21 protein-coding genes are annotated in these 20,807 nt (G+C 65.7%); 9 read left to right on the forward strand and 12 right to left on the reverse strand.

Going from position 1 to position 20,807, the window contains the following annotated elements:
- Positions 1 to 1,302: an HlyD family secretion protein gene (locus tag PKKP23_RS01720; protein ID WP_126875553.1), complete on the reverse strand. Its 1,302-nt coding sequence runs from the start codon at positions 1,300 to 1,302 to the stop codon at positions 1 to 3.
- 65 nt (positions 1,303 to 1,367) lie between these two features.
- On the reverse strand, positions 1,368 to 1,583 hold the full coding sequence (locus PKKP23_RS33975) for a hypothetical protein (RefSeq protein ID WP_017774187.1): 216 nt from the start codon (positions 1,581 to 1,583) through the stop codon (positions 1,368 to 1,370).
- 250 nt (positions 1,584 to 1,833) lie between these two features.
- Here PKKP23_RS33975 and PKKP23_RS01730 point away from each other — a divergent pair, with 250 nt between their 5' ends.
- Entirely contained in the window at positions 1,834 to 2,160 is a 327-nt protein-coding gene (locus PKKP23_RS01730; RefSeq protein WP_017774188.1) for a hypothetical protein, read from the forward strand.
- A gap of 171 nt (positions 2,161 to 2,331) precedes the next feature.
- Complete coding sequence (locus PKKP23_RS01735) at positions 2,332 to 2,787, forward strand: hypothetical protein (protein WP_126875554.1); 456 nt, start codon at positions 2,332 to 2,334, stop codon at positions 2,785 to 2,787.
- Positions 2,788 to 2,840: 53 nt separating this feature from the next.
- Here the strand turns inward: PKKP23_RS01735 and PKKP23_RS01740 are convergent, their stop codons facing one another.
- Together PKKP23_RS01740 and PKKP23_RS34785 are read right to left on the reverse strand one after the other, a co-directional pair.
- On the reverse strand, positions 2,841 to 3,707 hold the full coding sequence (locus PKKP23_RS01740) for an SDR family oxidoreductase (protein WP_126875555.1): 867 nt from the start codon (positions 3,705 to 3,707) through the stop codon (positions 2,841 to 2,843).
- 118 nt (positions 3,708 to 3,825) lie between these two features.
- Positions 3,826 to 3,948 carry a hypothetical protein gene (locus PKKP23_RS34785; RefSeq protein WP_017774191.1) on the reverse strand — a complete coding sequence of 41 codons (123 nt, stop codon included), beginning with the start codon at positions 3,946 to 3,948 and terminating at the stop codon, positions 3,826 to 3,828.
- Between the two features lie 151 nt (positions 3,949 to 4,099).
- On the opposite strand from PKKP23_RS34785, the gene PKKP23_RS01745 reads away from it, so the two are divergent.
- Together PKKP23_RS01745 and PKKP23_RS01750 are read left to right on the forward strand one after the other, a co-directional pair.
- Positions 4,100 to 4,426: a hypothetical protein gene (locus tag PKKP23_RS01745; protein WP_017774192.1), complete on the forward strand. Its 327-nt coding sequence runs from the start codon at positions 4,100 to 4,102 to the stop codon at positions 4,424 to 4,426.
- 546 nt (positions 4,427 to 4,972) lie between these two features.
- On the forward strand, positions 4,973 to 6,580 hold the full coding sequence (locus PKKP23_RS01750; protein ID WP_126875556.1) for a trypsin-like peptidase domain-containing protein: 1,608 nt from the start codon (positions 4,973 to 4,975) through the stop codon (positions 6,578 to 6,580).
- Between the two features lie 555 nt (positions 6,581 to 7,135).
- On the opposite strand, the gene PKKP23_RS01755 is transcribed toward PKKP23_RS01750, so the two are convergent.
- Positions 7,136 to 7,456 carry a thioredoxin family protein gene (locus PKKP23_RS01755; protein ID WP_017774194.1) on the reverse strand — a complete coding sequence of 107 codons (321 nt, stop codon included), beginning with the start codon at positions 7,454 to 7,456 and terminating at the stop codon, positions 7,136 to 7,138.
- 117 nt (positions 7,457 to 7,573) lie between these two features.
- Entirely contained in the window at positions 7,574 to 9,121 is a 1,548-nt protein-coding gene (locus PKKP23_RS01760; RefSeq protein ID WP_126875557.1) for a methyl-accepting chemotaxis protein, read from the reverse strand.
- Positions 9,122 to 9,385: 264 nt separating this feature from the next.
- On the opposite strand from PKKP23_RS01760, the gene PKKP23_RS01765 reads away from it, so the two are divergent.
- From PKKP23_RS01765 to PKKP23_RS01775, 3 genes are all read left to right on the forward strand, one after another.
- Positions 9,386 to 9,946, forward strand: coding sequence for a TetR/AcrR family transcriptional regulator (locus PKKP23_RS01765; RefSeq protein ID WP_042300648.1), 561 nt, complete (start codon positions 9,386 to 9,388; stop codon positions 9,944 to 9,946).
- Between the two features lie 147 nt (positions 9,947 to 10,093).
- Entirely contained in the window at positions 10,094 to 10,519 is a 426-nt protein-coding gene (locus tag PKKP23_RS01770; protein WP_126875558.1) for an organic hydroperoxide resistance protein, read from the forward strand.
- A gap of 190 nt (positions 10,520 to 10,709) precedes the next feature.
- A complete protein-coding gene (locus PKKP23_RS01775) occupies positions 10,710 to 11,732 on the forward strand; it encodes an alpha/beta hydrolase (RefSeq protein WP_126875559.1) in 1,023 nt (340 codons plus the stop codon).
- A 179-nt stretch (positions 11,733 to 11,911) separates the two neighbouring features.
- Here the strand turns inward: PKKP23_RS01775 and PKKP23_RS01780 are convergent, their stop codons facing one another.
- On the reverse strand, positions 11,912 to 12,796 hold the full coding sequence (locus PKKP23_RS01780; protein ID WP_126875560.1) for a 2-hydroxy-3-oxopropionate reductase: 885 nt from the start codon (positions 12,794 to 12,796) through the stop codon (positions 11,912 to 11,914).
- A gap of 273 nt (positions 12,797 to 13,069) precedes the next feature.
- Here PKKP23_RS01780 and PKKP23_RS01785 point away from each other — a divergent pair, with 273 nt between their 5' ends.
- A complete protein-coding gene (locus PKKP23_RS01785; RefSeq protein WP_026121313.1) occupies positions 13,070 to 13,642 on the forward strand; it encodes a cupin domain-containing protein in 573 nt (190 codons plus the stop codon).
- 66 nt (positions 13,643 to 13,708) lie between these two features.
- Here the strand turns inward: PKKP23_RS01785 and PKKP23_RS01790 are convergent, their stop codons facing one another.
- Positions 13,709 to 14,500 carry a class I SAM-dependent methyltransferase gene (locus PKKP23_RS01790; protein WP_240658678.1) on the reverse strand — a complete coding sequence of 264 codons (792 nt, stop codon included), beginning with the start codon at positions 14,498 to 14,500 and terminating at the stop codon, positions 13,709 to 13,711.
- A gap of 826 nt (positions 14,501 to 15,326) precedes the next feature.
- Between PKKP23_RS01790 and PKKP23_RS01795 the strand changes: the two genes are divergently transcribed.
- Positions 15,327 to 15,611 carry a hypothetical protein gene (locus PKKP23_RS01795; RefSeq protein WP_017774203.1) on the forward strand — a complete coding sequence of 95 codons (285 nt, stop codon included), beginning with the start codon at positions 15,327 to 15,329 and terminating at the stop codon, positions 15,609 to 15,611.
- A 37-nt stretch (positions 15,612 to 15,648) separates the two neighbouring features.
- Here PKKP23_RS01795 and PKKP23_RS01800 read toward each other — a convergent pair whose 3' ends face one another.
- From PKKP23_RS01800 to PKKP23_RS01815, 4 genes are all read right to left on the reverse strand, one after another.
- On the reverse strand, positions 15,649 to 16,860 hold the full coding sequence (locus tag PKKP23_RS01800) for a winged helix-turn-helix domain-containing protein (RefSeq protein ID WP_126875562.1): 1,212 nt from the start codon (positions 16,858 to 16,860) through the stop codon (positions 15,649 to 15,651).
- Positions 16,861 to 17,057: 197 nt separating this feature from the next.
- Entirely contained in the window at positions 17,058 to 17,768 is a 711-nt protein-coding gene (locus tag PKKP23_RS01805; protein WP_126875563.1) for a glycine zipper 2TM domain-containing protein, read from the reverse strand.
- 146 nt (positions 17,769 to 17,914) lie between these two features.
- Positions 17,915 to 19,636 (reverse strand): FAD-dependent oxidoreductase, encoded by a 1,722-nt coding sequence (locus PKKP23_RS01810; RefSeq protein ID WP_126875564.1) that lies wholly within the window; start codon positions 19,634 to 19,636, stop codon positions 17,915 to 17,917.
- A gap of 113 nt (positions 19,637 to 19,749) precedes the next feature.
- Positions 19,750 to 20,742, reverse strand: a complete 993-nt coding sequence (locus PKKP23_RS01815) for a DedA family protein/thiosulfate sulfurtransferase GlpE (RefSeq protein WP_017774207.1) — start codon at positions 20,740 to 20,742, stop codon at positions 19,750 to 19,752.
- Positions 20,743 to 20,807: the final 65 nt, after the last annotated feature.

Consider the following 20,807-nt stretch of genomic DNA (forward strand, 5'->3'; position numbering starts at 1 on the left):
CTACTTCAGATAAACCGTCGGCGTAACGGAAAGCCCCAGCGGCAAGCTGTGATCGCGCGGCACGCCGCTGTCGATCACGATCTTCACCGGCACGCGTTGCACGATCTTCACGAAGTTGCCGGTTGCGTTTTCGGCGGGAAACGCCGAGAAGCGCGAGCCGCTGCCCAGCTGCACGCTATCCACGTGCCCGTGCAACTCGAGTTGCGGATAAGCGTCCACGCCAATCTTCACGCGATCGCCCGCGCGCATGCGGTCCAGTTGCGATTCCTTGAAATTCGCGGTGATCCACACCTGCGGCGTGACGAGCGAGAACATCGTCGTGCCTGCCTGCAGGAAGGTGCCGTACTGCACGTTGCGACGCGTGACCCAGCCGTCCGATGGCGCGCGCACCTCGCACCACGCCAGGTTCAGCTTTGCCTGCTCGACCTGCGCCTCTGCCTGCCGCACCTGCTGCAAGCGCTCTTCCACGGCGGCGGCGGCCTGGCGGATCTGCTGCGGTACGAGCTTCGCCGTCTGTAATTGCGCGCGTGCCTGGGCGACGTTTGCGTCGGCGGTCTGGCGCTGGGCGTCGGCCATGTCGATGTTCTGCTGCGAGGTGGCGCGCACGTCCACGGCGTGCTGGCGTTCGTACGCGGCCTGCGCCTGCTTCAGGTTCGCCTCGGCCGATGCGATCTGCGCACGGGCCTGCGCGTATTGCGCGGGGTACTGCACGCGCGCAATGTCCAGTTGCACCTGCGCGGCATTCAACTGCGCGCGTGCGAGACCAAGCTGCGCCTGTGCCGCATCCACCTGGGCCTGGTAGTCGCGCGGGTCGATCTGAACCAGCAGGTCGCCCTGATGGACGTAGACGTTGTCGTTGATGGCGAGCCGCACGACGTAGCCCGACACCTTCGGGGCAATCGTGATGGCGTTGCCGTCGGTGTAGGCGTCGTCCGTGCTTTCCTGGTTGCGCGTGGCAAACCACCAGCCGAACGCGACGATACCGAGCACCACGATCACGGCGCCGAGAATCAGCAAGGGCTTGCGCGAGCGGCGGCCGGGCTTGTTTTCGCCCTGGCCTTCGTTGCTGTTGCGTTTGCTGTTGCCTTTGTCGCTTCGGTCGCGGTCGTGGTCGCCGTTGTTGCCGGTCCCGTCATTGCCTTCGCTGCTGTTGCGCGACTCGTTGCCCGCGTTCTTTTCGGCGTCTTTGCCGGCATCTTTGCCGTGCGCGTTGTCGGGCTCGCGCGGCGCGGCGGCGCGAGTGGGGTCGCTTGCGTCATTCGCGCCGCTGCCGTGCGCACGCGGTTCGTCGCCTCCGCTCATTGTGGACGCGCCTTATGCATGTCGACGGCATGCCGATGGTGTGTCGCCATCTTCCGGCTACCCCGCTACTTCGTGCCGCCGGTGCGCGGCTGTGCGGGGGCAGTGGGCGACTCCATGGGCGAATCGTCGAGCCCGTCATCGTCGTCGGGAACGATGCGCGTCGTGCCGCCGGTAGCCGGCGGATCGCTTGCCGGGAAGGTGTGCTCGACGGATTCGTCGATCTGCTTTTCGCTGCGGTCTTCATTCGGATGCTCGATCTTTTCTTTCGACTGGGCTGCCATGGTTACCTCCCTTCTGCACGAGTGCGGACTGCTTGTCCGTTGCAACGCGCGTGCCCGGCCGTATTGCGGTATTGCGATAGGGGCGCTACCGGGTCATGCCGCGAGGGACGAATGTGCGGCGCGGTTCGCGCGGCACATGCATTGCTGAGTTGCTGGGAGGGCGATGGTTTTGCCTCGCGGCCGCTACGGCTGCTTTTTTCAGGCCGTCTCCTGGCCCGTTCCAGGCCTTTCCAACTACGGAGGACATGTCATGAAATACACGAAGGCGATCTTCATTTCGATTCTGCTGGCAGTGACGAGCGCGGGCGGCGCGGCGTTCGCACAAGGTTCGGCGGGCGGAGGCGGTACCGCTGCCGCGGGCGGCGCGAACGGCGGCGGTGGTTCAGCAGGCGGCAACGCGAACGGACCGAACACGCCGGCCAACGCAGTGGCCGGTCCCACCGCCAGCACGGGCACGAGCATGAACTCCACCTCGACTCACAAGCGCACGATGAAGAAGCATCACGCGAAGAAGCCGATGACGGATCGCACCAACATGCCCGGCGCCGACGCGAGCAGCGACACGAAGGGGCAATGAGCCTTGCGAGTGAGCTGAGGCAATGAACTGGAAGTAATGAGCTGAAGCAATGAACGGCAGCAAACCGCCACGGCCGGCATGAGGCTGAGGGCACGCGCTCGCCGCCGCGCAGGTCAGTGCGGCGGCGAGCCTCGCGTTCCGCTGTGCCGCCGTGGCCACGAAGGAGCCACCATGACGAATCTCACCACGCGGGCCGCGGGCGCGCCGTCCCAACGGGAACGCGGCGACCGCGCTGCTACCGCTACTTCGCGGGCTGTTTCGCAGCAGGAGACCGCATCGAAAGCGCCTCGCGCATCTTCACAAACCCAAACGACGTCGAGCGACCAGGCAGAGCCGCGTGCGCGCGGCACCCCGGGCAGCTTCGATCAACCCACGCCGAGAGAAGACTTGATGCCGCCGCGCGGCAATCAGCATCCGCATCAGACCGCCGAGGTGCCGCTGGGCTCCGGCGACATGCCGGAGTTGCCGGGCCAGGGCGGGCAGGCGGCGCAGAACGCCGAAGAGGCCGCGCCATATCTGAACGTGAACGGCGTGAGATCGCGGGACGATGAACCGGTGCGCGGCGCGGGTGAGGCAACTGCGCGCACCGAAGGCGACACGCGCGCCGATCGCAAGGGCGGCGGCTGACCGGCACAGACCGGCGCTAACCGGCAGCGCCGCCCTGAATCTGGATCGGAGGATCAGATGATCGGCACGCCGCCCGTGACTGCCACGGTCGCGCCCGACACGTAGCTCGCTTCGTTCGAGGCGAGCATCACATACACGGGCGCGAGTTCGGCAGGCTGCCCAGGCCGCTTCATCGGCACGTTGGCGCCGAACTGCTTCACCTGCTCGGGCGGCATGGTCGACGGAATCAGCGGCGTCCAGATAGGCCCCGGCGCCACGCAGTTGGCGCGAATGCCGCGCTCGGCCAGCAGTTGCGCAAGGCCGCCCGTGAAGTTCTGGATGGCCCCCTTCGTGGTGGCGTAGGGCAGCAGCGTGGGGCGCGGCTTGTCGGCATTCACGGACGCCGTGTTGACGATGGCGGCCCCGGGTTTCATATGCGGCAGCGCAGCTTTAGTGATCCGAAACATTGCGCCGATGTTCGTATCGAAGGTGCGGTCCCATTCGTCGTCGGTGACTTCTTCGAGCGTTTCGTGCGTCATCTGGTAGGCCGCGTTGTTGACCAGCACGTCGATGCGCGAGAACGCCTCCACCGCGCGCCGCACGATCTCGCGGCAGTGCTCGCGGTCCGCCACGTCTCCCGCCACGAGCACGGCCTTGCGGCCGGCTTCTTCCACCCAGCGTGCCGTTTCCTTCGCGTCGTCGTGCTCGTCGAGATACGCGATCAGGACGTCCGCGCCCTCGCGCGCAAATGCGATGGCCACGGCGCGGCCGATGCCGCTGTCGGCTCCGGTGATGATGGCGGCCTTGCCTGCAAGACGTGCCGATCCCTTGTAGCTGCGCTCGCCGTGATCGGGCTTGGGGTCCATGGGGCCGGTATGGCCGGGAACGTTGCGCTGTTCCTGTTCGGGAAGCGGCGCGTCGGGGCGGCTTGTGGGTGACATGGATGCGGCTCCTGTGTCTGAGTTGGCGAATGTCGTGTGGGTGTGGCCCGGGTGTCGGGCGAGCGTCGCGGGCTGCGCATTCGCTTCTGCACGCCCACGATGAATGCCGCGTGCGCGGCTATGGCTGGCGCTGCCCGCCCTGGTGTTGCGGCTGCTTTTGCTGGTTCTGCTGCTGTTGCCCGTGATCGCGGCTCTTTTGCGGGTTCGCGGGAGCGGTGTTGGATTGACGGGTGTCGGGCATGGCTGGATCTCCTTGAAGGTTGCAATGGATGCCTTGAAAGAACAGCAACGGCCATGCCGCCGCCACGGTTCGGCGCGTGGCGTCCGCGCGCGGAACGCGCGTTGCTCGTCATGCAAGGCACACGACATAGCCGATTACCGAGGAACCCGCCATGAGTACGTTGAATCCCGACAACGATCTGCCCGAACCGGCCGACGAAGGTCGCCACGGCGACGACACCGGCGCGCTGGGCCCGAGCGATTCGTCCGATACGGGTAGCGATATCGCAGGCGCGAAGCGTCACGAGTTCGATGTCGATACGGAGCTGGACAGCCACGCGCTGGAAACCGGCGAGGCAGCGCGCCAAAGCGATACCGATGAATCCGGCACGGGCGAGCGCGCCTCTGCGGATGGCGATTCCACGCTCGAAGAGGACGCGGACATCCAGCCCGACCACATCGAACAGCCTTTCGCACCCGAAGAAGAGCCGCCGGAGTGAGGCGGCACGAAGCGGAGTGAAGCGGCGTGAAGCGGAACCGGTCCAGGCGCCGGCATCGACAAGCGGCCGGCCGGGAACAGTTGCAACCGGCGGGCAAGAATTGCAGACGCTCTGCGTCTCATGCCCGTTCACGTCCGTGCCTTTGCGAAGGCTGCGCTAGCTTTATCCCGTCACCCCCTCGCACACGGGAATTTCGCTTGCCCGGCACGCCCGCGGAATTCGCGCACGTTTCTGTCTATGTGGAATTCGCTTCGGCGCGGTCGAGCGATGTGACACGGCACGTTCATGAGGAGAGCGCGAGTCGGGCGGCGCGGGTAATCCGTGAACGTGCGCCGGTTCACGTGCGCGGCGGGGCGATGTGCGGACATGCGTGGGCCAGCGCACGGAACAAATGAGGAGCGCCGCGCGCAAGGCACTTCGCAAATGGCGAGGTAGTGTTTTTCCGGGGCGGCTTTTTCGGGCCGCGACATAGAATTAAAAACACGCCCCGGCTTGCAGGCCTTGCGCCAATGCCGTGGCCACAACGATCGCACCCGGAGGTGCGCCGTGTCCCGCCTGTCTCTCTCGCGCACCGTCCTTCGCTCCTCGGCGATCGCCGCCATCCTCGTTGCCTGTGCATCTGCGCCACCGCTCGCCGTCGCGGCGAACGCGGTGCGGCTGCCGCCAGTGCCCAAACGCGTAGCGCCTGCCGCTGCCGGCAGCAGCACGGCTGCAATCGACTTTCCCTCCATCGTCGAGCGATACGGGCCTGCGGTGGTCAACATCGTGGCAAGCGGCGACGCGCGGCAGGCACAAGCGGCATCGGCGGATCCACTGGATGCGGCGGACCCGTTCGCTGCTTTTTTCGCGCGGCCGCCGAAGCCGGGGCAAGGGCAGGGGCAAAACCAGGACGGACCGCGCGCCATCATCGGCACGGGTTCGGGTTTCATCGTCAGCCCGGATGGGTTGATCCTCACGGCCGCGCACGTCGTGGACGATGCCGACGAGGTCACCGTCCGCCTCACCGACAAGCGCGAGTTCAAGGCGAAAGTGCTCGCGGTGGACGTGCCGAGCGGCGTAGCCGTGTTGCAGATCGACGCCACGAAGCTGCCCGCCGTGAAGCTGGGCGACTCGTCGCACGTGCGGCCTGGCGAGCCGGTGCTGACCATCGGTTCGCCGGACGGCGTCGACAACGCGGTGACGGCCGGCATTGTCAGCACGACGTCGCGTGTGCTGCCCGACGGCAGCAGCTTTCCGTTCTTCCAGACCGACGTGGCCCTCAATCCCGACAACTCGGGCGGCCCCATCTTCAACCGTGCAGGCGAGGTGGTGGGCATCGACGTGCAGGTCTACGCGGATGCCGACGGCTACAACAGCCTGACCTTCGCCATTCCGATCAACACGGCGAACAAGGTGCGCACGCAGTTGCAGGCGCAGGCGCAAAAGCCGCCGTCGGGAAACGGACTCGGCGTGGACGTGGAGGACGTGAGCCCCGGGCTTGCGGCGGCGGTCGGATTGCCGCGCGCGGCGGGCGCGCTCGTGGATACCGTGGAGGCGGGCTCGCCTGCGGCGGCGAGCGGACTCAAGGCGGGCGACGTGATCGTGCGTATCGGCGAGAGGCCGATCGACCGCGCGGCGGAATTCGTGAACGAAGCCGCCGCGCTGCCGCCCGGTGCGAAGGCGCCGTTGAAGCTGATCCGCAATCGCAGGTGGATGACCACGACGCTGGCCGCCGCCGCGGCCGCGACGGCTGAGAGCGGGAACGATGCAGCGGGCGTCACGCCAGTGGCCGCGCAAGTTGCAGACGACTCCGGCGCGGGGCCGGTAGCCGATGGCGCCTTCGCTTCGGGGCGCGCCGCGGCGGCGGGCCCCGTGCCGGTGCGTCTCGCCGCGCCGGCTGCGGCAGGCACCGAGCGCCTCGGCCTCGTCATGCACGCATTGAGCGAGAGCGAGCGGCGCTCGACCGGCTTGCCCGTGGGCCTCATGGTGGACGACGTACGGAATCCGGCCGCGAAAGCAGGGGTTCGGCGCGGCGACGTGGTGCTCTCGCTCAACGAGACGCTGGTGGAAACGCAGGACCAGGCCAACGAGATCGTGGCGCGCTCAGGCAAGCTCGTTTCGCTGCTGATTCAGCGGAACAACGCGCGCAGCTTTGTTTCGGTGAAGTTGAGGTAGAAAGCGCCGCGGCGTCGGCAAAGGTGAGGGTTTTCGGGACGTGGGCCGCGTGAGGTGAGGATTTACGGGGGGACGGCTGCTGCGGACCGCTGCATCTCAGGTTCATCGAAGACTAAACACGCGACCCTCGCCCGTCATGGAAGCCATGCAGGTACCCGCCGTCGCCCGGGGCAGGTCGGTGCCATCACGAGGCACGACCGGCGCGGCCCGAGCCGGTTTCCACGCAGGAAAACGCACAAAGTGCCCTAAAACAAGGGCTTTCCGGCTTGTCGTGCCTCGTGTTTGCGGTCTATCTGGAAGCGTCGTTCCCGGAAAAAGCCTGCAACACCAGTGCCAGGCAAGCCCCTGCGCAGCACACAGGTGAGGGTTTTCGGGAGCGGGCCCAACGGTGAGGTGGCGCGACGCCGTTCGCTCCCAGATGCCGCCGTTTCGACCCAAAGGTGAGGGTTTTCGGGACGTTTCGACGGCCTGCCGTTAGGTCTGCAGGGTCTTCACCCTCGTTGTACAAGCCCTTCGGCGGTATCAAAGGTGAAGGTTTTCGGGAGGCGTGCGGCGTCAGTTCAGGGCTCCAAACGCCTCTTCGATCTCATCGACATTGTTCGGACGCACCACGCGCGCCACTTCGTTGCCGTCGCGCAGGAAGATCAGCGTGGGCCACAGCTTGACCTTGAACGAGCGGCCGAGCGGCCTGCCAGGCCCGTCTTCCACTTTCAGATGCTGCACGCCTTCGTGTTGGGCGAAGGCCTGCGAAATGAGCGGCTGTGCGCCCTGGCAGTAGCCGCACCAGTCGGTGCCGAACTCCACGACCGCGGCGCCGGGCAGCGCCGCCACGTCTTCGCGCGAGGGCGCGGTCTTTGCGTAGGGGGTTGTTGCCATCGTTGCTCCTCTGACGGATAGGAAGAACTACGATACCGCAACGCTGCCCATGCTTCAGCGCACGGGCTTTCAGTGCTCCTTCGGTGCACCCCTCCGTGCGGGCGCTCAATGCGCGGATCAGTAAGCGAGCCGGAACTTCGACACCGCCTGCTGCAGCGCGCTCGCCTGTTCCTCCAGCGACATCGCCGCAGCCGACGCCTGTTCGACCAGCGCCGCGTTCTGCTGCGACACCTGGTCCATCTGCGAGACCGCGACATTGACCTGCTCGATGCCGTCGCTCTGCTCGTTGGATGCCGCGGAGATCTCGTTCATGATGCCCGCCACCTGCGCGATAGCGCGCCGGATTTCCTCCATCGTTTCGCCGGCCGTGCCCACGAGCCGCGAGCCTGCGGTGACGCGGTCCACCGAATCGCCGATCAGTTCCTTGATCTCCTTGGCGGCCACCGCCGAGCGCTGTGCGAGCGAGCGCACTTCGCTCGCCACCACGGCGAAGCCGCGGCCCTGTTCGCCGGCGCGCGCCGCTTCCACGGCCGCATTCAGCGCGAGGATGTTGGTCTGGAACGCGATGCCCTCGATGACGCCAATGATGTCGACGATGCGCTGCGAACTGCGGTCGATGTCGCTCATGGTGCCGATCACGTCGCTCACCACGGTCGCGCCGCGCGCCGTGATCTGCGACGCCTGTTCGGCGAGGCCGTGCGCCTGTCGCGCGTTGTCGGCGTTCTGCTTCACGGTGGACGTGAGCTGCTCCATGCTGGCCGCGGTTTCCTGCAGCGACGCGGCCTGTTCTTCGGTGCGTTGCGAGAGGTCGTTGTTGCCGGCGGCGATCTCGCGCGTGGACTGCGTGATCGATTCGGAGCCGCGCATGACCTGCTGCACCGTCTCCACGAGGCCGGACTGCATCGCGCCGAGCCCCTTCACGAGTTGGCCCATCTCGTCGTGCGAACGCGCTTCCAGCCGGTTCGTGAGGTCGCCGCGCGCAATGCGCTGAAGGTGCGCGAGCACTTCCGAAAGCGGCCGCGAGATGGAGCGCTGCAGGCCGATTGCGCACACCACGCACATCACGAGCCCCAGCACGATCAGCGCGATGCCGGCGCCGCGCAGCGTGGCGGACTGCTGCTGGGCCGAATCGAAGGCGTCCTGACCGGCCTTGAGCTGCCAGGCCGCCAGGGCGTCGGACGACTTCGTGAGCGCAACCGAAAACGGCGGCACGACGGTCATCGCGATTTTGTCCGCTGCGTCGTGGTCGCCGCGCTTCATCGCGTCGATCATCGGCAGGATGGCTTGCTGAAGGAACGTGCTGCGCGCGTTGCTCACGGCGTCGGCGAGCGCCTGTTCGTCCGGCCCGCGCTGAACGTGCTGGTAGTCGGCCCAGGCGCGGTCGGAAACCGCAAGGTAGTTGAGCGCCTTGTCGATCAGCGCGGAACGGTCGGGCGAGTCCGGATGGAGCAGCACGCGGTCCAACGTCGTGCGAACGATCGTGAGATTCAGGTTCGCTTTGCCAATGGCAATCGACGATGCCAGTTGGTGCGAATACGCTTCCTTGAGCGCCTCGTTGGAGCTGCGCATGCCGACCTGGCCCAGCAGCCCGGTCGCGATGGTGAGCATGCCGACCAGCCCCAATGTGGCGAACAGGCGCGCCGTGATGGAGAGACGTGAAAACATGATGGGCTTGTGTCTGTGGGTAAGTTCGAACGCTCGTGCGGTGCACGGCGCGGGTGAGCAGCGCCGGTTCGCAACGCGGAGGTATATGGCCGGCATTAACGGCAAGGGCCTGAAATCACTTGAGTGCCGCCACCTCGCTTCCAGGGTTTTCCTGCGCGAGATCGACCGCCTGACGCGGCGCTGCGAATGAGGGACAGGTGCCTCGCTCGCGTTACCGAAAATTTCTACTTGACTATCTACTAATCGATAGATATAGTTCGACCCATGGAAACGCCAACTGTCCGCGATCAGGTTCTGCAGCACGCCCAGTCATTACTGATGACGCGGGGCTACAACGGCTTCAGCTATCGCGACCTTGCGGACCTGGTGGGCGTGAAGACGTCGAGCATTCACTACTACTTCCCGACGAAGGAAGACCTGGTGCTCGAAGCGGTGAACGTGTACAGCTCGGAAGTGCTTTCCGCGTTGCGCGGTATCGACGAAGCGCTGCCGCCCGAAAAGAAGCTGGAGCGTTACGCGAAGCAGTTCGGCCTCGTGATGGGCAACGGCGATCAGATCTGCCTGTGCGGCATGCTGGCCGCGGACATCGAGTCGCTGCCCGACAACGTGCGCCAGGCGGTGCAGGCGTTCTTCAAGACGAACGAAGCCTGGCTGGCCGGTGTCCTGGCCGAAGGCGAAGCACGCGGCACGCTGCGCGTGAACGGCAAGGTGGAAAGCGCAGCGCGTGCGTTGTATGCGTCGTTCCAGGGCAGCGTGTTGGCAAGCCGCCTGTTTCACTCGAAGGCGCGGCTCGACGACGTGGTCAATGCTGTGAAGATTGCATGACGAATGCGTAGGGGGCGCACGCAAGACAAAGATCTTGGCAGGCGCCGATGACGAGTGTTTTTGTGTTCTGTTGTCTATCTAGTAGTAGATAGTTTTTAGTCGAATCGAAGCACAGTGGACGTTCTCTTCTCAACTCAGGAGTCAATCATGTCGATCGAAAAAGTGCTGTACCGCGCTCATGCCCGTGCAACCGGTGGCCGCGATGGCCGTTCAACGTCGTCGGACGGCGTGCTGGATGTGAAGCTCACCACGCCGCGGGAACTGGGCGGCGCGGGCGGCGAAGGCACGAACCCCGAGCAACTGTTCGCTGCGGGCTACTCGGCGTGTTTCCTCGGCGCCATGAAGTTCGTTGCGGCGCACGAGAAGGTCGCATTCCCGGCCGACGGCTCCGTTGAAGGCAGCGTGGGTATCGGCGCGATTCCGACGGGCTTCGGCATCGAGGTGGAACTGCGCATCTCTCTGCCTGGTCTCGCGCGTGAAACCGCGGAACGTATCGTCGAAGCGGCTCATATCGTGTGCCCGTACTCGAACGCGACGCGCGGCAACATCGACGTGAAGCTCGTTGTGCTCTAAGGCTCGCGCCGAGCGCTGACGTAGCCGCACGAAATCTGGAGGGTTCTTCCGGAGCTGCAGGGAAGGGCCTTTTTTTGGATCACTCATTCTACCTATTGGTAGATAGCTTCGAGCGATGACGCGGTGACGCCGCGCTCAACGACAACGCGTAGGCCCGCCGTCATCGCCCGTTCGAACAAGGAGCAACATCGTGGTCGCCTTCAAGAAACTCGCCATTGCAGCCGCGCTCGGCGCGGCCGTCGCTTCGACCGCCGCGCAGGCCGCGCCGGTGCTCGAGCCCACCACACAGGCTTTCATCGACAGCCTTGCCGCGCACGCAGGCCCGCCCATCTACACGCTCTCGCCGGCCGACGCCCGCAACGTGCTGGCGGGCGCGCAGTCGCAGCCCGTGGCGAAGCTGCCGGCGCAAGAGGAAGACCGCGTGCTGCCCGTAGGTCCCACCGGCAAAGTCGCGGTGCGCATCGTGAAGCCGAAGGGCGCGAAGGGCGTGCTGCCCGCGGTGGTGTACTTCCACGGCGGCGGCTGGGTGCTGGGCGACAAGAACACGCACGACCGTCTGATTCGCGAGATCGCCAACGGCGCGCACGTGGCCGTAATCTTCGTCGACTACGACCGTTCGCCCGAAGCACAGTACCCCGTGCCCATCGAGCAGGCGTATGCCGCGACGGCGTACGTGGCGAAGCATCCGGCGGAATTCGGCATCGACGCAAACCGTATTGCCGTGGCTGGCGACAGCGTGGGCGGCAACATGACGGCGGCGGTCACGCTGCTGGCGAAGGAGCGCGGTGGTCCGAAGCTGCGCTACCAGGTGCTGTTCTATCCGGTGACGGACGCCAACTTCGACGACGGCTCGTATAACGAATTCGCGAACGGCCCGTGGCTGACGAAGGCCGCGATGAAGTGGTTCTGGGACGCGTACGCGCCCAACGAAGCTGACCGCGCGAAGATCACGGCGTCGCCGCTGCGCGCGAGCCTGGACGATCTCAAGGGCCTGCCGCCCGCGCTCGTGATCACCGACGAAAACGACGTGCTGCGCGACGAAGGCGAAGCGTATGCACGCAAGCTGACGCAAGCGGGCGTGCCGGTCACGTCGGTGCGATACAACGGCACGATTCACGACTTCGTGATGCTGAACGCGCTGGCCAATACGCCGGCGGCGCGTGGCGCGGTAAGCCAGGCGAACGCGGCGTTGCGTGGTGCGTTGGCGAAGTAATGTTTCGCTGACGCTGAACGGAGTGGTTCAACGCGGTGCGGCGCCCGGTCTTCGGGGCGCCGCACCGGTTTGATTGACGGCGTGCCTTACATCGCGTTGCGTGTGAGTTCCTGCGAGGCCTTGCGCCCGTGCGAGGCACGCATCGCGACACGCGACTTCAACGCCGCCGTGGCGCCGCATCACGCCACGGTGTGATTCGCCATGATTTCGAGCGCCCGCACGAGCGCCGAGTGGTCGAGCTGCCCCGTGCCGTGCGCGTGACACAGGCTGAAAAGCTGCTGACACGTTGCCGTGTTCGGCAGCGGCACGCCCATTGCCTTGCCGCCTTCGAGCGCGAGCCCCAGGTCCTTGCGATGCAGCTCGATGCGAAAGCCCGGGTCGAAAGTTCGCTTGATCATGCGCTCGCCGTGTACTTCCAGAATTCGCGACGACGCGAAGCCGCCCATCAGCGCCTCGCGCACGCGTGCGGGGTCGGCGCCGGCCTTCGAGGCGAACAGCAGCGCCTCCCCCACCGCCTCGATGGTGAGCGCAACGATGATCTGATTGGCCACCTTGCAGGTCTGTCCCGCGCCGCTCTCGCCTACCAGCGTGACGTTCTTGCCCATCAAATCGAAGAGTGGCTTTGCGCGCTGAAAGGCAGTGTCGCTTCCACCCACCATGATGGTGAGCGTGGCGGCCTTGGCACCCACTTCGCCGCCCGACACCGGCGCATCGAGATAATCGCAACCGAGCGCCGCGATCTTTTGCGCGAACGCCTTCGTTTGCAGCGGCGCGATGGAACTCATGTCGATCACCGTCTTGCCGGGCGCGAGCCCATCTGCCACGCCGTCGGCGCCGAACAGCACGGCTTCCACGTCGGGCGTATCCGGCAGCATCGTGATGATGAACTCGCCCTCTTGCGCGACTTCCTTCGACGACTTGCAGCGCGTTGCCCCGCCTTGCGCGAGACCGGCCGGCAATTCGCCGCTGCGCTTGTAGACGAATAGCGTGTGGCCGCCCTTCTGAAGGTTGAGCGCCATGGGCGCGCCCATGATGCCGAGTCCGATGAAACCGATCTTTGCCATGATGACGTCCTTGTCCTGAAAGGCTGAAAGGTGAGGATTTACGGGAACCCAGGAGCGGCCGGTCCGGTAGAAACAGCGCTGATCTGGCCATCCGTCCTGCGCTGAAACGGGCCGAACCAGGGGCTTGCACTACCTTTTTGTGAAGCCAATTCAGGTTGGCTTTCTGGCAAGATAGCAGGTTCGTCTCGATCAAAACGCGTGAAGCGCGGGGCGCTCAATATCAAACTTGATTAACCAAGACCAAACTATTTTTACGGCGCTTCTCGTCCTGCCATGGCTTCAAGTAGCGAAAAGATGGGCCCAGCCGTCGAACTGGGTAGCAAGATCCGTTCGTTAAGGCTCAGGTTGCGACGCACGCTGGATGAAACGGCAACGGCCGCGGGGATTTCAAAGCCGTTCCTGTCGCAGGTGGAGCGTGGCCTTGCGACACCTTCTATTACGTCGCTGGTCGGTATCGCCTCGGCGCTCGGCGTGAAGGTGCAGTACTTCGTCGATACGCCCAGCGAAGAACGTTCGGTGTGCCGCAAGGAAGACCTCAAGTTCTTCGGCTTTGCCGATTCGGCCGACCTGTTCGCCCGCATGACGAACGTCACGGGCGGGCGGCAGCTGGAAGCCATTCTGGTGCGCATGCCCACGGGGCAGCACGAGTCCGAGGTCACGACGCACGCGGGCGAAGAGTTCCTGTACGTGATTTCCGGCGAGATGTCGCTCACGCTCGAAGGCAAGACCTTCGTGCTGCAAGCCGGCGACAGCGCGCACTACGAATCCACGGTGCCGCATAGCTGGACGAACACGGGCAACGAAGAAGCCGTGCTCGTGTGGGTGGGCACGCCGCGACTCTTCTAGCGGCAAGCCGCTGGACGAACGCGGTCTGCAACTGGCTGCGCAACGTACAGACCGCGCTTCGGCTGACTATCGCGTCGCGATATGAGCCGTCGACTCGACGCGCTCCGTGAGCCAGCCAACGTTTGCGTGCTCGCGCAGAAGTTCGTCGATGGCGTTCAGCAGTTCGTCTTGCGCTTCGCCCAGCCGCTCGCGCGAGAGGCTCGACATGGAAAGCGGACGCGCCTTCAACTGCTCCACCGAGACCCGTCTTCGCTCCACCACCGATATCCGTTCAAGCGATGCGAACGGCGATTGCGAGAGCACGTCGTCGTGGCTTTCCCAATCCTCCGAGCGGCGCTGCGCACGCGCGGGGTCGCGGTTCGCGTATTGATCCAGCAGCGCCCGGTACTGCGCCGACCACGAGTTCAGCGGGTCGTCGAGTATCGACGTGTTGAACAGCACGACGGCGCCGCTCGCATCCATCAGACCATCGAGACGCGCGAGGGTATCGGCGCGATCCATCCAGTGAAACGCGCGGCCGATCACCGTGATCTGGAAACGGCCCAACTCAGGCGAGAGATCGTAGGAGCTTCCCTGGCGATATTCGATGTTGGGCGCAACGCCCGCCGTGAGTTGCGTGGCCATGTCGAGCATGGCGGGCTCGGGGTCGATGGCGACTGCGCTTGCCACCCATGTCGAAAACGCGAGCGATAGCTGACCGGGACCGCAGCCCAGGTCGAGTAGCCGCTGCGTGCCGTCCAGCCGACGCGCCTGCGCGACGCGGCGGATCAAGCCTGGCGAATAGGCGGGCCGCCCCGCCAGGTAATGCGCGGCGGCATCGTGAAAGCGGCCGGGGACAAACGGGATGGTGGACGGCATGGCGATGAGAGCGTGTGCGGGGAAGGGCGTCCAGTCTGAAACCGGCATGAGGGAGCGTCAAGCGACCGGACACAGACGGTGTTTACCGCTCGTTTCGGCGCCTTGCGGTTGACCTACGAACGACGAAAGGTGAGGATTTTCGGGGGGTGCGCGATGGCTCGCATCACGGTGCGCTGTGCTGCGGTTAGTAGCAATGCGAACGAGCTTGCTGCTTGCCTCACGCGCAACAGCGATGCTGTGCTTCGTCGCGTGGCGGAACATGGACCGCAGCCGATGCCACACGTCCGCTGCTCAAAAGAGCCTTGATTTCAAGGGGTATTCTCGATAATCCGGAAAGGAGCGAGCGAGGTGGGGCATCGTTCGATGCAAGCCTGGCCATTGGTCCGACGGCGCCGCTGGTGCGGCAAGCGGAGTCTGCAATCGAGCGGAGGCACGGGCGGCTCGAAGCGCGTGTGCGCGAAAGGTGAGCGTTTTCAGGACCGCCGATGCAAGACCGCTTCGAGAGGGATACGTACGCCGGGCGCTCACCTTCGCATTGCGTCGCTTAATGCGAAGACCCCTGTTTTTCAAGGCATTTCAGCACGACGAGCGATAGCGTCGAACATGGCAATCAACGCCCATCACGTGGTAAGCGTAATCGCCTCAACACGCAAAGGTGAGAATTTTCGGGACCCGGAAAGCGCGCACCCAGATCGCCGTGCGAACCATCGCGCGTCTTGCGCTACCGAATGGACGGCCGAAGCCGATCGGTATATAACCGACATTACCGATCGGCTTACGGCCGTTCATCCGCATACCGGTTCACAGCAACGAGAGGCAGTTCATCATGACGAGCGATGGTTCGCAAAAGCACGACATTCAGGACAAGACGCAAGACAAGCGCGGCACGACGCCGGCCGATTTCGAGCATCTAGACGCCGCACTTTCTCACGTGGATGAAGGCGTGAAGTCGGGCAGCATGGCGGCGGGCGCCGCGAAGGGCATCCTGTACAGCCTGATCGAAACGCTGGGCGCGCTGGTGGGAGATCCGGATCTACCCGAGCACGCGCGGTCCGGATACGAAGGCCTGCTCGAGACGGCGCGCGAGCTGCGCGTGAAGATCGATCGTTGAGCGCGTAGCGTGAGCCGGCGAGCGGCGAACCCACAATTCAGCCGCTCGCGCGCAACGCCTTCACGAGTTCGCGCGGGCCGGCCGTCACCTGAAGCTGCGGTGTGCCATGCCAGTCGGCGCAGCGCTGCAGGGCACGCCGCAGGTCGTCGGTGAGCCGGCCGCTTACGCGTACGCCCGGTTCCAGATGTACCGACTTCAGTTCGAACACCCCTTCCGCCCGATGAGCCTTGGCGTCCACCCGACCCACGAGCTTCCCCCGGCTCAACAGTGGCAGCACGAAGTAGCCATACTTGCGCTTCGCCGCCGGCACATAGCATTCAATCGCGTAATCGAAATCGAATAACGCCAGCGCGCGTTTGCGGTCCCACACCACCGGATCGAATGGCGAAAGCACCGTGGTCACCGTCGACGCAACGCTGCCTTGCGAGGCGTCGTCCATGAGCGGGGCCACGTCGCGATGCACGAAGGTGTCCTGCTTCCAGCCGTCCACGCGCACCGGCACGAGTTCGCCTTCGTCGGCGAGGGCGTGCAGGTCGTTTGCATAAGGGCGCTTTGGCAGCCGGTAATAGTCGGCGGCCCAATCGGCTCGCACGACGCCGAGCGCGCGGCAGGTGCGCCGCAGAAGTTCGCGTTCGGCGCTTTCACGCAACGGCAAGTCGCGCGCATCGTTCCATTCGGGCAGCACGCGCTCGGCCAGATCGTAGACGCGCTGGAAGTTGCGGCGCTCGGCGACCATCAGCTCGCCCGTGGTGAAGAGCACCTCCAGATGCCGCTTCTCCGGCTTCCAGTCCCACCAGCCGTTGCCTTTGCCGCCTTCGCGGGCGAAGTCCGCGGACCGCACCGGACCGCTCGCACGAATGTGTTCGAGCAGATTCGCGATCTCGTTGCGATGCTTGTCGTGCCACTCGGCCGCGTATTTCCAGCCCATGCCGGCCGGGTCGAGCATGCGATGACGCAGCAGCCCGTAGTCCTCGATGGGCACGAAGCACGCCTCGTGCGACCAGTATTCGAAGAGCCGTCGTTCGGCCAGATGTTCGTCGAGCCACTGCGGCAGGTAAGGGCCGAGCCGGCTGAACAGCACGAGGTAGGGGCTGCGCGCCACGACGTGAATCGTGTCGATCTGCAACTGCGCCATGCGTCGGATGGCGGCAAGCACGTCGTCCTTGGTGGCCTTGCGGCGGGGCGGCGTGGCGAGACCTTGAGCGGCCAGATGCAGGGTGCGGGCGGCGGAGAGCGGGAGCGGCTTCACGCGGGTATTCGTTCTTGTCGTTGAAAACCGCGGTGCCGGCTGTGTCCAGGTGCATCAGTGCGGGGCGGCGAGGCGCGGGCTGGCGTTACTGTAGCCCGATTGCCGCTTGTCCGCTGCCTGCGCTTCTGAAGCGTGCGCGCGGGTCCCTCATGAAGAGCGGCCCGCGCGACGAGGCACGTGTCGTATAGCTAGAACGATCAGGCGCCGACCAGCGAATCGCCTTCCACGCGTACGCGCTCGCCCACCTGGACCGAAGGCGGCGTTTGATACGTAAAGTTGCGATAGCTGCCGTCCTGCATGCGCACCTGCACCTGATACGTCGTGGCCTTGCGCACCGCATGCTCGATGCCGTTGCCCGCGAGGCCGCCGCCGAGCGCGCCGGCGATGGTCGCTACCGTGCGGCCGCGTCCGTTGCCGATCTGGTTGCCGATCAAACCGCCCGCCACGGCGCCGCCGAGTGCGCCGAGTCCCGTGGTCGGCTCGGCTGTCTGCACCGGCGTGATGGAGGCGACCTCACCCACGTACGGGTCGATTGCAGGCTGACGCTGCTGTGCATAGGGCTGGGCCTCGCCGCCGTTCGAGTAGGTGGTTTGCGGCGCGCGATAGTGATGCGGCTTCGGCCGTGCCGGCGCCTGCTCGGGTGCAGTGCGAGGTGCGGTCTGCGCGTACGTCGGCGCGGGTTGTGCGGCCTGGACGGCGGACGCAGTCGTCGACGCGGCGCCGACAACCGGCGCGCTGGCGCTTTGCATGGCTGCCGGTTCGGCGGTGCTCGCCTTCGAAAGCGGCAGGATGCCCGTCATGGCCGCGACGCCGGCGGCGCTCGCGAGAATCACGGAGACAGCCGCCCCCGCGACCAGCGGGTGCAGGCGATTGCGTTGCGGGACGTCGGGGGTGAGGTTTGCGCTCATAGCAAGCTCCATGGGTAGGTGCTCGCAAAAACGCGTGGAGACCGCGTGCGGTGCACGCGGAATGTGTGAGGTTTGTAAGCAGTTGTATGCCGCGGCCGCGCCGTGAAGCCGGCGCGACCGCTTTGCGCTTATGTGCCGATGCGTGCCTATGCAGCGGCCGGCACCGCTTCGCCTGCAAGCACGGCCAGCATCTGATGGATCTGCGCGACCACCTGCGCACCTTCTCCCACCGCAGCGGCTACGCGCTTGGTGGAGCCGGCGCGCGCATCGCCAATGGCATAGACGCCTTCAACCGACGTGGAGAGATCGCATGCCGAACCGCCGGGATCGGCCTCTGCGCCGGTCAGCACGAAGCCCTTCGGATCGAGCTCCACGCCACAGGTATGCAGCCACTCCGTGTTCGGATCGGCACCCGTGAAGAGGAACAGGTGGCGCGAATCGAAGTGATCGGTGCCGTCGCGCAGCGGCGACTTCAGCCACACCGACGAAAGCCCGGCTTCGTCGCCCTCGAGCCGCGCGATTTCCGTATGCGGATGCACGGTCACGTTGGGCAGCGACGCGATGCGGTCGATCAGGTAGCGCGACATCGTGGCTTCGAAGCCGCTTCGGCGAATGAGCACGTGTACGTGCTTCGCGTGCGTGGCGAGGTAGACCACGGCCTGCCCCGCGGAATTGCCGCCGCCCACCAGCACGATCTCTTCGCGCTTGCAGAGCTTGGCTTCCACGGGCGACGCCCAGTAATACACGCCGCGCCCGTCGTAGCGGTCGAGCCCTTCGATGGCGGGCCGCCGGTACACCGCGCCGCTCGCAATCACGATGGCGCGCGCGGCCACGTTGCCGCTGCATGTTTCCAGCCGATGCGGAAGCTCGTCGCAATGCAGCCGCTTCACCTTCACGGGAATCGCCACGTGCGCGCCGAACTTCTGCGCCTGCACGAACGCGCGTCCCGCGAGCGCCTGGCCCGAGATGCCGGTCGGAAAGCCGAGATAGTTTTCGATGCGCGAGCTGGCGCCCGCCTGGCCGCCCGGCGCGCGGGCGTCGAGCACGATGACGGAAAGTCCTTCGGACGCCGCGTACACCGCGGTGGCGAGCCCAGCCGGGCCGGCGCCCACGACGGCCACGTCGTACACGGGCGAGTCGTTGAGATCGGGCAGCAGACCGAGGCAGGTGGCGAGTTCCGGCGCGCTCGGGTGATGCAGCACGGAACCGTCGGGGCAGATTGCAATGGGCAGGTCTTCGGGGCGTGCGGCGAACTGCTCGATGAGATGCAACGCGTCTTCGTCGCTTTCGTCGATGACCGAATGCGGGTGGCTGTTGCGCGTGAGGAAACCTTGCAGGCCGACCAGCCGCGGATCGTGGCGCTTACCCACGAGAATCGGGCCGCCCGCGCCCTTTTCGATCAGCGCCACGCGCCGCAGGATCAGCGCGCGCATGATGCGCTCGCCCAGTTCCGCTTCGGCCACGATCAGCGCGCGCAGACGGTCGGGCGGAATCAGCAGCGCCTCGACGTGCTCGAGCGCCATGCCGTCCACGAGCGCCGGCCGCCCGGACAATTGGCCGACCTCGGCCAGAAAGTTGCCCTCACGGTGTTCGTTGATGAGCCGCTCGCGCCCGAGACCATCGCGCTGAAAGACCTTGACGGAGCCTTTGAGCACCACGAACATGCCGGGCCCCGGCTCGCCGGTGCGAAACAATGTCTCGCCCGCTTCCCAATGCAGGACTTCGCCGAAGCGGCGCAGCCGGTCGATCTCTTCGCAGGTGAGCTGCGGAAACATCTGGTGACGCCGCGTGGCGAGCGACGAGAACGGTGCCTCGGCGACCACGGGGGCGGAGTCGTTGCGTACTTCCACTTCCTCGATGGAACTCATCAGACTGCGCTCCTTGTTCGTTCGGCAGGACCGCCGCAGCGCGCACGCCGGAGCGCCCCTCGCGGTGCCTGCGCGGGCCGCCAGTGGCTTGCGCCCGCACGTGGGCGATGCGGCTAGACCGGTTTCGGCTCGATGCCGACGTCCGCCATTGGTTCGGCCGGCGGCGTGGCAAGCGGCTCGAGCGTTTGGCCCGCATCGCGCCAGGCGTCGAGCCCGCCGCGCAGCGGCAGCACGTCGTTGAAACCTGCTTCGTTGAGCTGTTTCGCCATCCACGCCGCCGAAATTTCGTTCGGACACGAGCAATAGATAACGAGCTTCTGGTCACGCGGATACCGCTGGATGATGTCGTCCAGCTGGCGCTCGTCCGCGAACACCGACCCCGGAATGACGTACGGGTCGAGCTTGCGCTTTTCATCCGAGCGGATATCGAACAACACCGGCGAAGTCCCGGCCTGGATGAGGTTGCCCAGCTCGTTCACTTCGATGCGCGCAGCCGCGAGCTTCTTGAGCAGCTGACGACGGCGATACCAGCGGTACGACGCATACAGCAGGAGCAGCACGGCCACCACGACGCCCGCCATGCGCCCGAGGCGCCCCGCGCCCGCGAACAGCATGTCGATCTGCTGCGCAAACACCACGCCGATGATCAGCCCGAGACCGGCCCACAGCACGGCGCCTATGCTGTCGAACGCGAGAAAGGCGCGGTACGGCGTGCCCATTGCCCCGGCCATCGGCACGGACACAATGGAAAGCCCCGGCACGAATTTCGATACCGCGAGCACGCGCACGCCCCAGCGGCCAAAGAAACGCTCGGTCTTTTTCACACAGGTATCGCGCGAGAGCGACAGCCGGCAAATGGTCTTCAGCGTGTTGCCGCCGTAGATGCGGCCCGCCAGGAACCAGGCGCTGTCGCCGATCAGCGTGGCGAATACGGACAGCACGAGCACGGGAATCACCTGCGTGCCGACCGATCCGGGATGCATGGCCGCCATGGCACCGAACAGGATGAGGGTGGGCAGCGCGGGCACGGGCAACCCGAGCGAAGCGGCGAGCACATTGGCGAAGACGATGGCAGGCCCGTACTGCGCGACGAGGTCATGTAGCATCGGCTTACTTCCTGAGCCTTTCGGGCGGGAAGCGGGTAGGGGAGTCAAGAATTATGGACGCATTT

Source organism: Paraburkholderia kururiensis JCM 10599 = LMG 19447 (genome assembly GCF_003986935.1).
GTDB lineage: Bacteria > Pseudomonadota > Gammaproteobacteria > Burkholderiales > Burkholderiaceae > Paraburkholderia > Paraburkholderia kururiensis.

Coding starts and splice junctions, on each gene's coding strand:
- PKKP23_RS01730 (WP_017774188.1), top strand. CDS start 1,834: ATGAAATACACGAAGGCGATCTTCATTTCGATTCTGCTGGCAGTGACG.
- PKKP23_RS01815 (WP_017774207.1), bottom strand. CDS start 20,742: ATGCTACATGACCTCGTCGCGCAGTACGGGCCTGCCATCGTCTTCGCC.
- PKKP23_RS01795 (WP_017774203.1), top strand. CDS start 15,327: ATGACGAGCGATGGTTCGCAAAAGCACGACATTCAGGACAAGACGCAA.
- PKKP23_RS01765 (WP_042300648.1), top strand. CDS start 9,386: ATGGAAACGCCAACTGTCCGCGATCAGGTTCTGCAGCACGCCCAGTCA.
- PKKP23_RS34785 (WP_017774191.1), bottom strand. CDS start 3,948: ATGCCCGACACCCGTCAATCCAACACCGCTCCCGCGAACCCGCAAAAG.
- PKKP23_RS01735 (WP_126875554.1), top strand. CDS start 2,332: ATGACGAATCTCACCACGCGGGCCGCGGGCGCGCCGTCCCAACGGGAA.
- PKKP23_RS33975 (WP_017774187.1), bottom strand. CDS start 1,583: ATGGCAGCCCAGTCGAAAGAAAAGATCGAGCATCCGAATGAAGACCGC.
- PKKP23_RS01780 (WP_126875560.1), bottom strand. CDS start 12,796: ATGGCAAAGATCGGTTTCATCGGACTCGGCATCATGGGCGCGCCCATG.
- PKKP23_RS01810 (WP_126875564.1), bottom strand. CDS start 19,636: ATGAGTTCCATCGAGGAAGTGGAAGTACGCAACGACTCCGCCCCCGTG.
- PKKP23_RS01755 (WP_017774194.1), bottom strand. CDS start 7,456: ATGGCAACAACCCCCTACGCAAAGACCGCGCCCTCGCGCGAAGACGTG.
- PKKP23_RS01740 (WP_126875555.1), bottom strand. CDS start 3,707: ATGTCACCCACAAGCCGCCCCGACGCGCCGCTTCCCGAACAGGAACAG.
- PKKP23_RS01720 (WP_126875553.1), bottom strand. CDS start 1,302: ATGAGCGGAGGCGACGAACCGCGTGCGCACGGCAGCGGCGCGAATGAC.
- PKKP23_RS01770 (WP_126875558.1), top strand. CDS start 10,094: ATGTCGATCGAAAAAGTGCTGTACCGCGCTCATGCCCGTGCAACCGGT.
- PKKP23_RS01785 (WP_026121313.1), top strand. CDS start 13,070: ATGGCTTCAAGTAGCGAAAAGATGGGCCCAGCCGTCGAACTGGGTAGC.
- PKKP23_RS01790 (WP_240658678.1), bottom strand. CDS start 14,500: ATGCCGTCCACCATCCCGTTTGTCCCCGGCCGCTTTCACGATGCCGCC.
- PKKP23_RS01760 (WP_126875557.1), bottom strand. CDS start 9,121: ATGTTTTCACGTCTCTCCATCACGGCGCGCCTGTTCGCCACATTGGGG.
- PKKP23_RS01745 (WP_017774192.1), top strand. CDS start 4,100: ATGAGTACGTTGAATCCCGACAACGATCTGCCCGAACCGGCCGACGAA.
- PKKP23_RS01805 (WP_126875563.1), bottom strand. CDS start 17,768: ATGAGCGCAAACCTCACCCCCGACGTCCCGCAACGCAATCGCCTGCAC.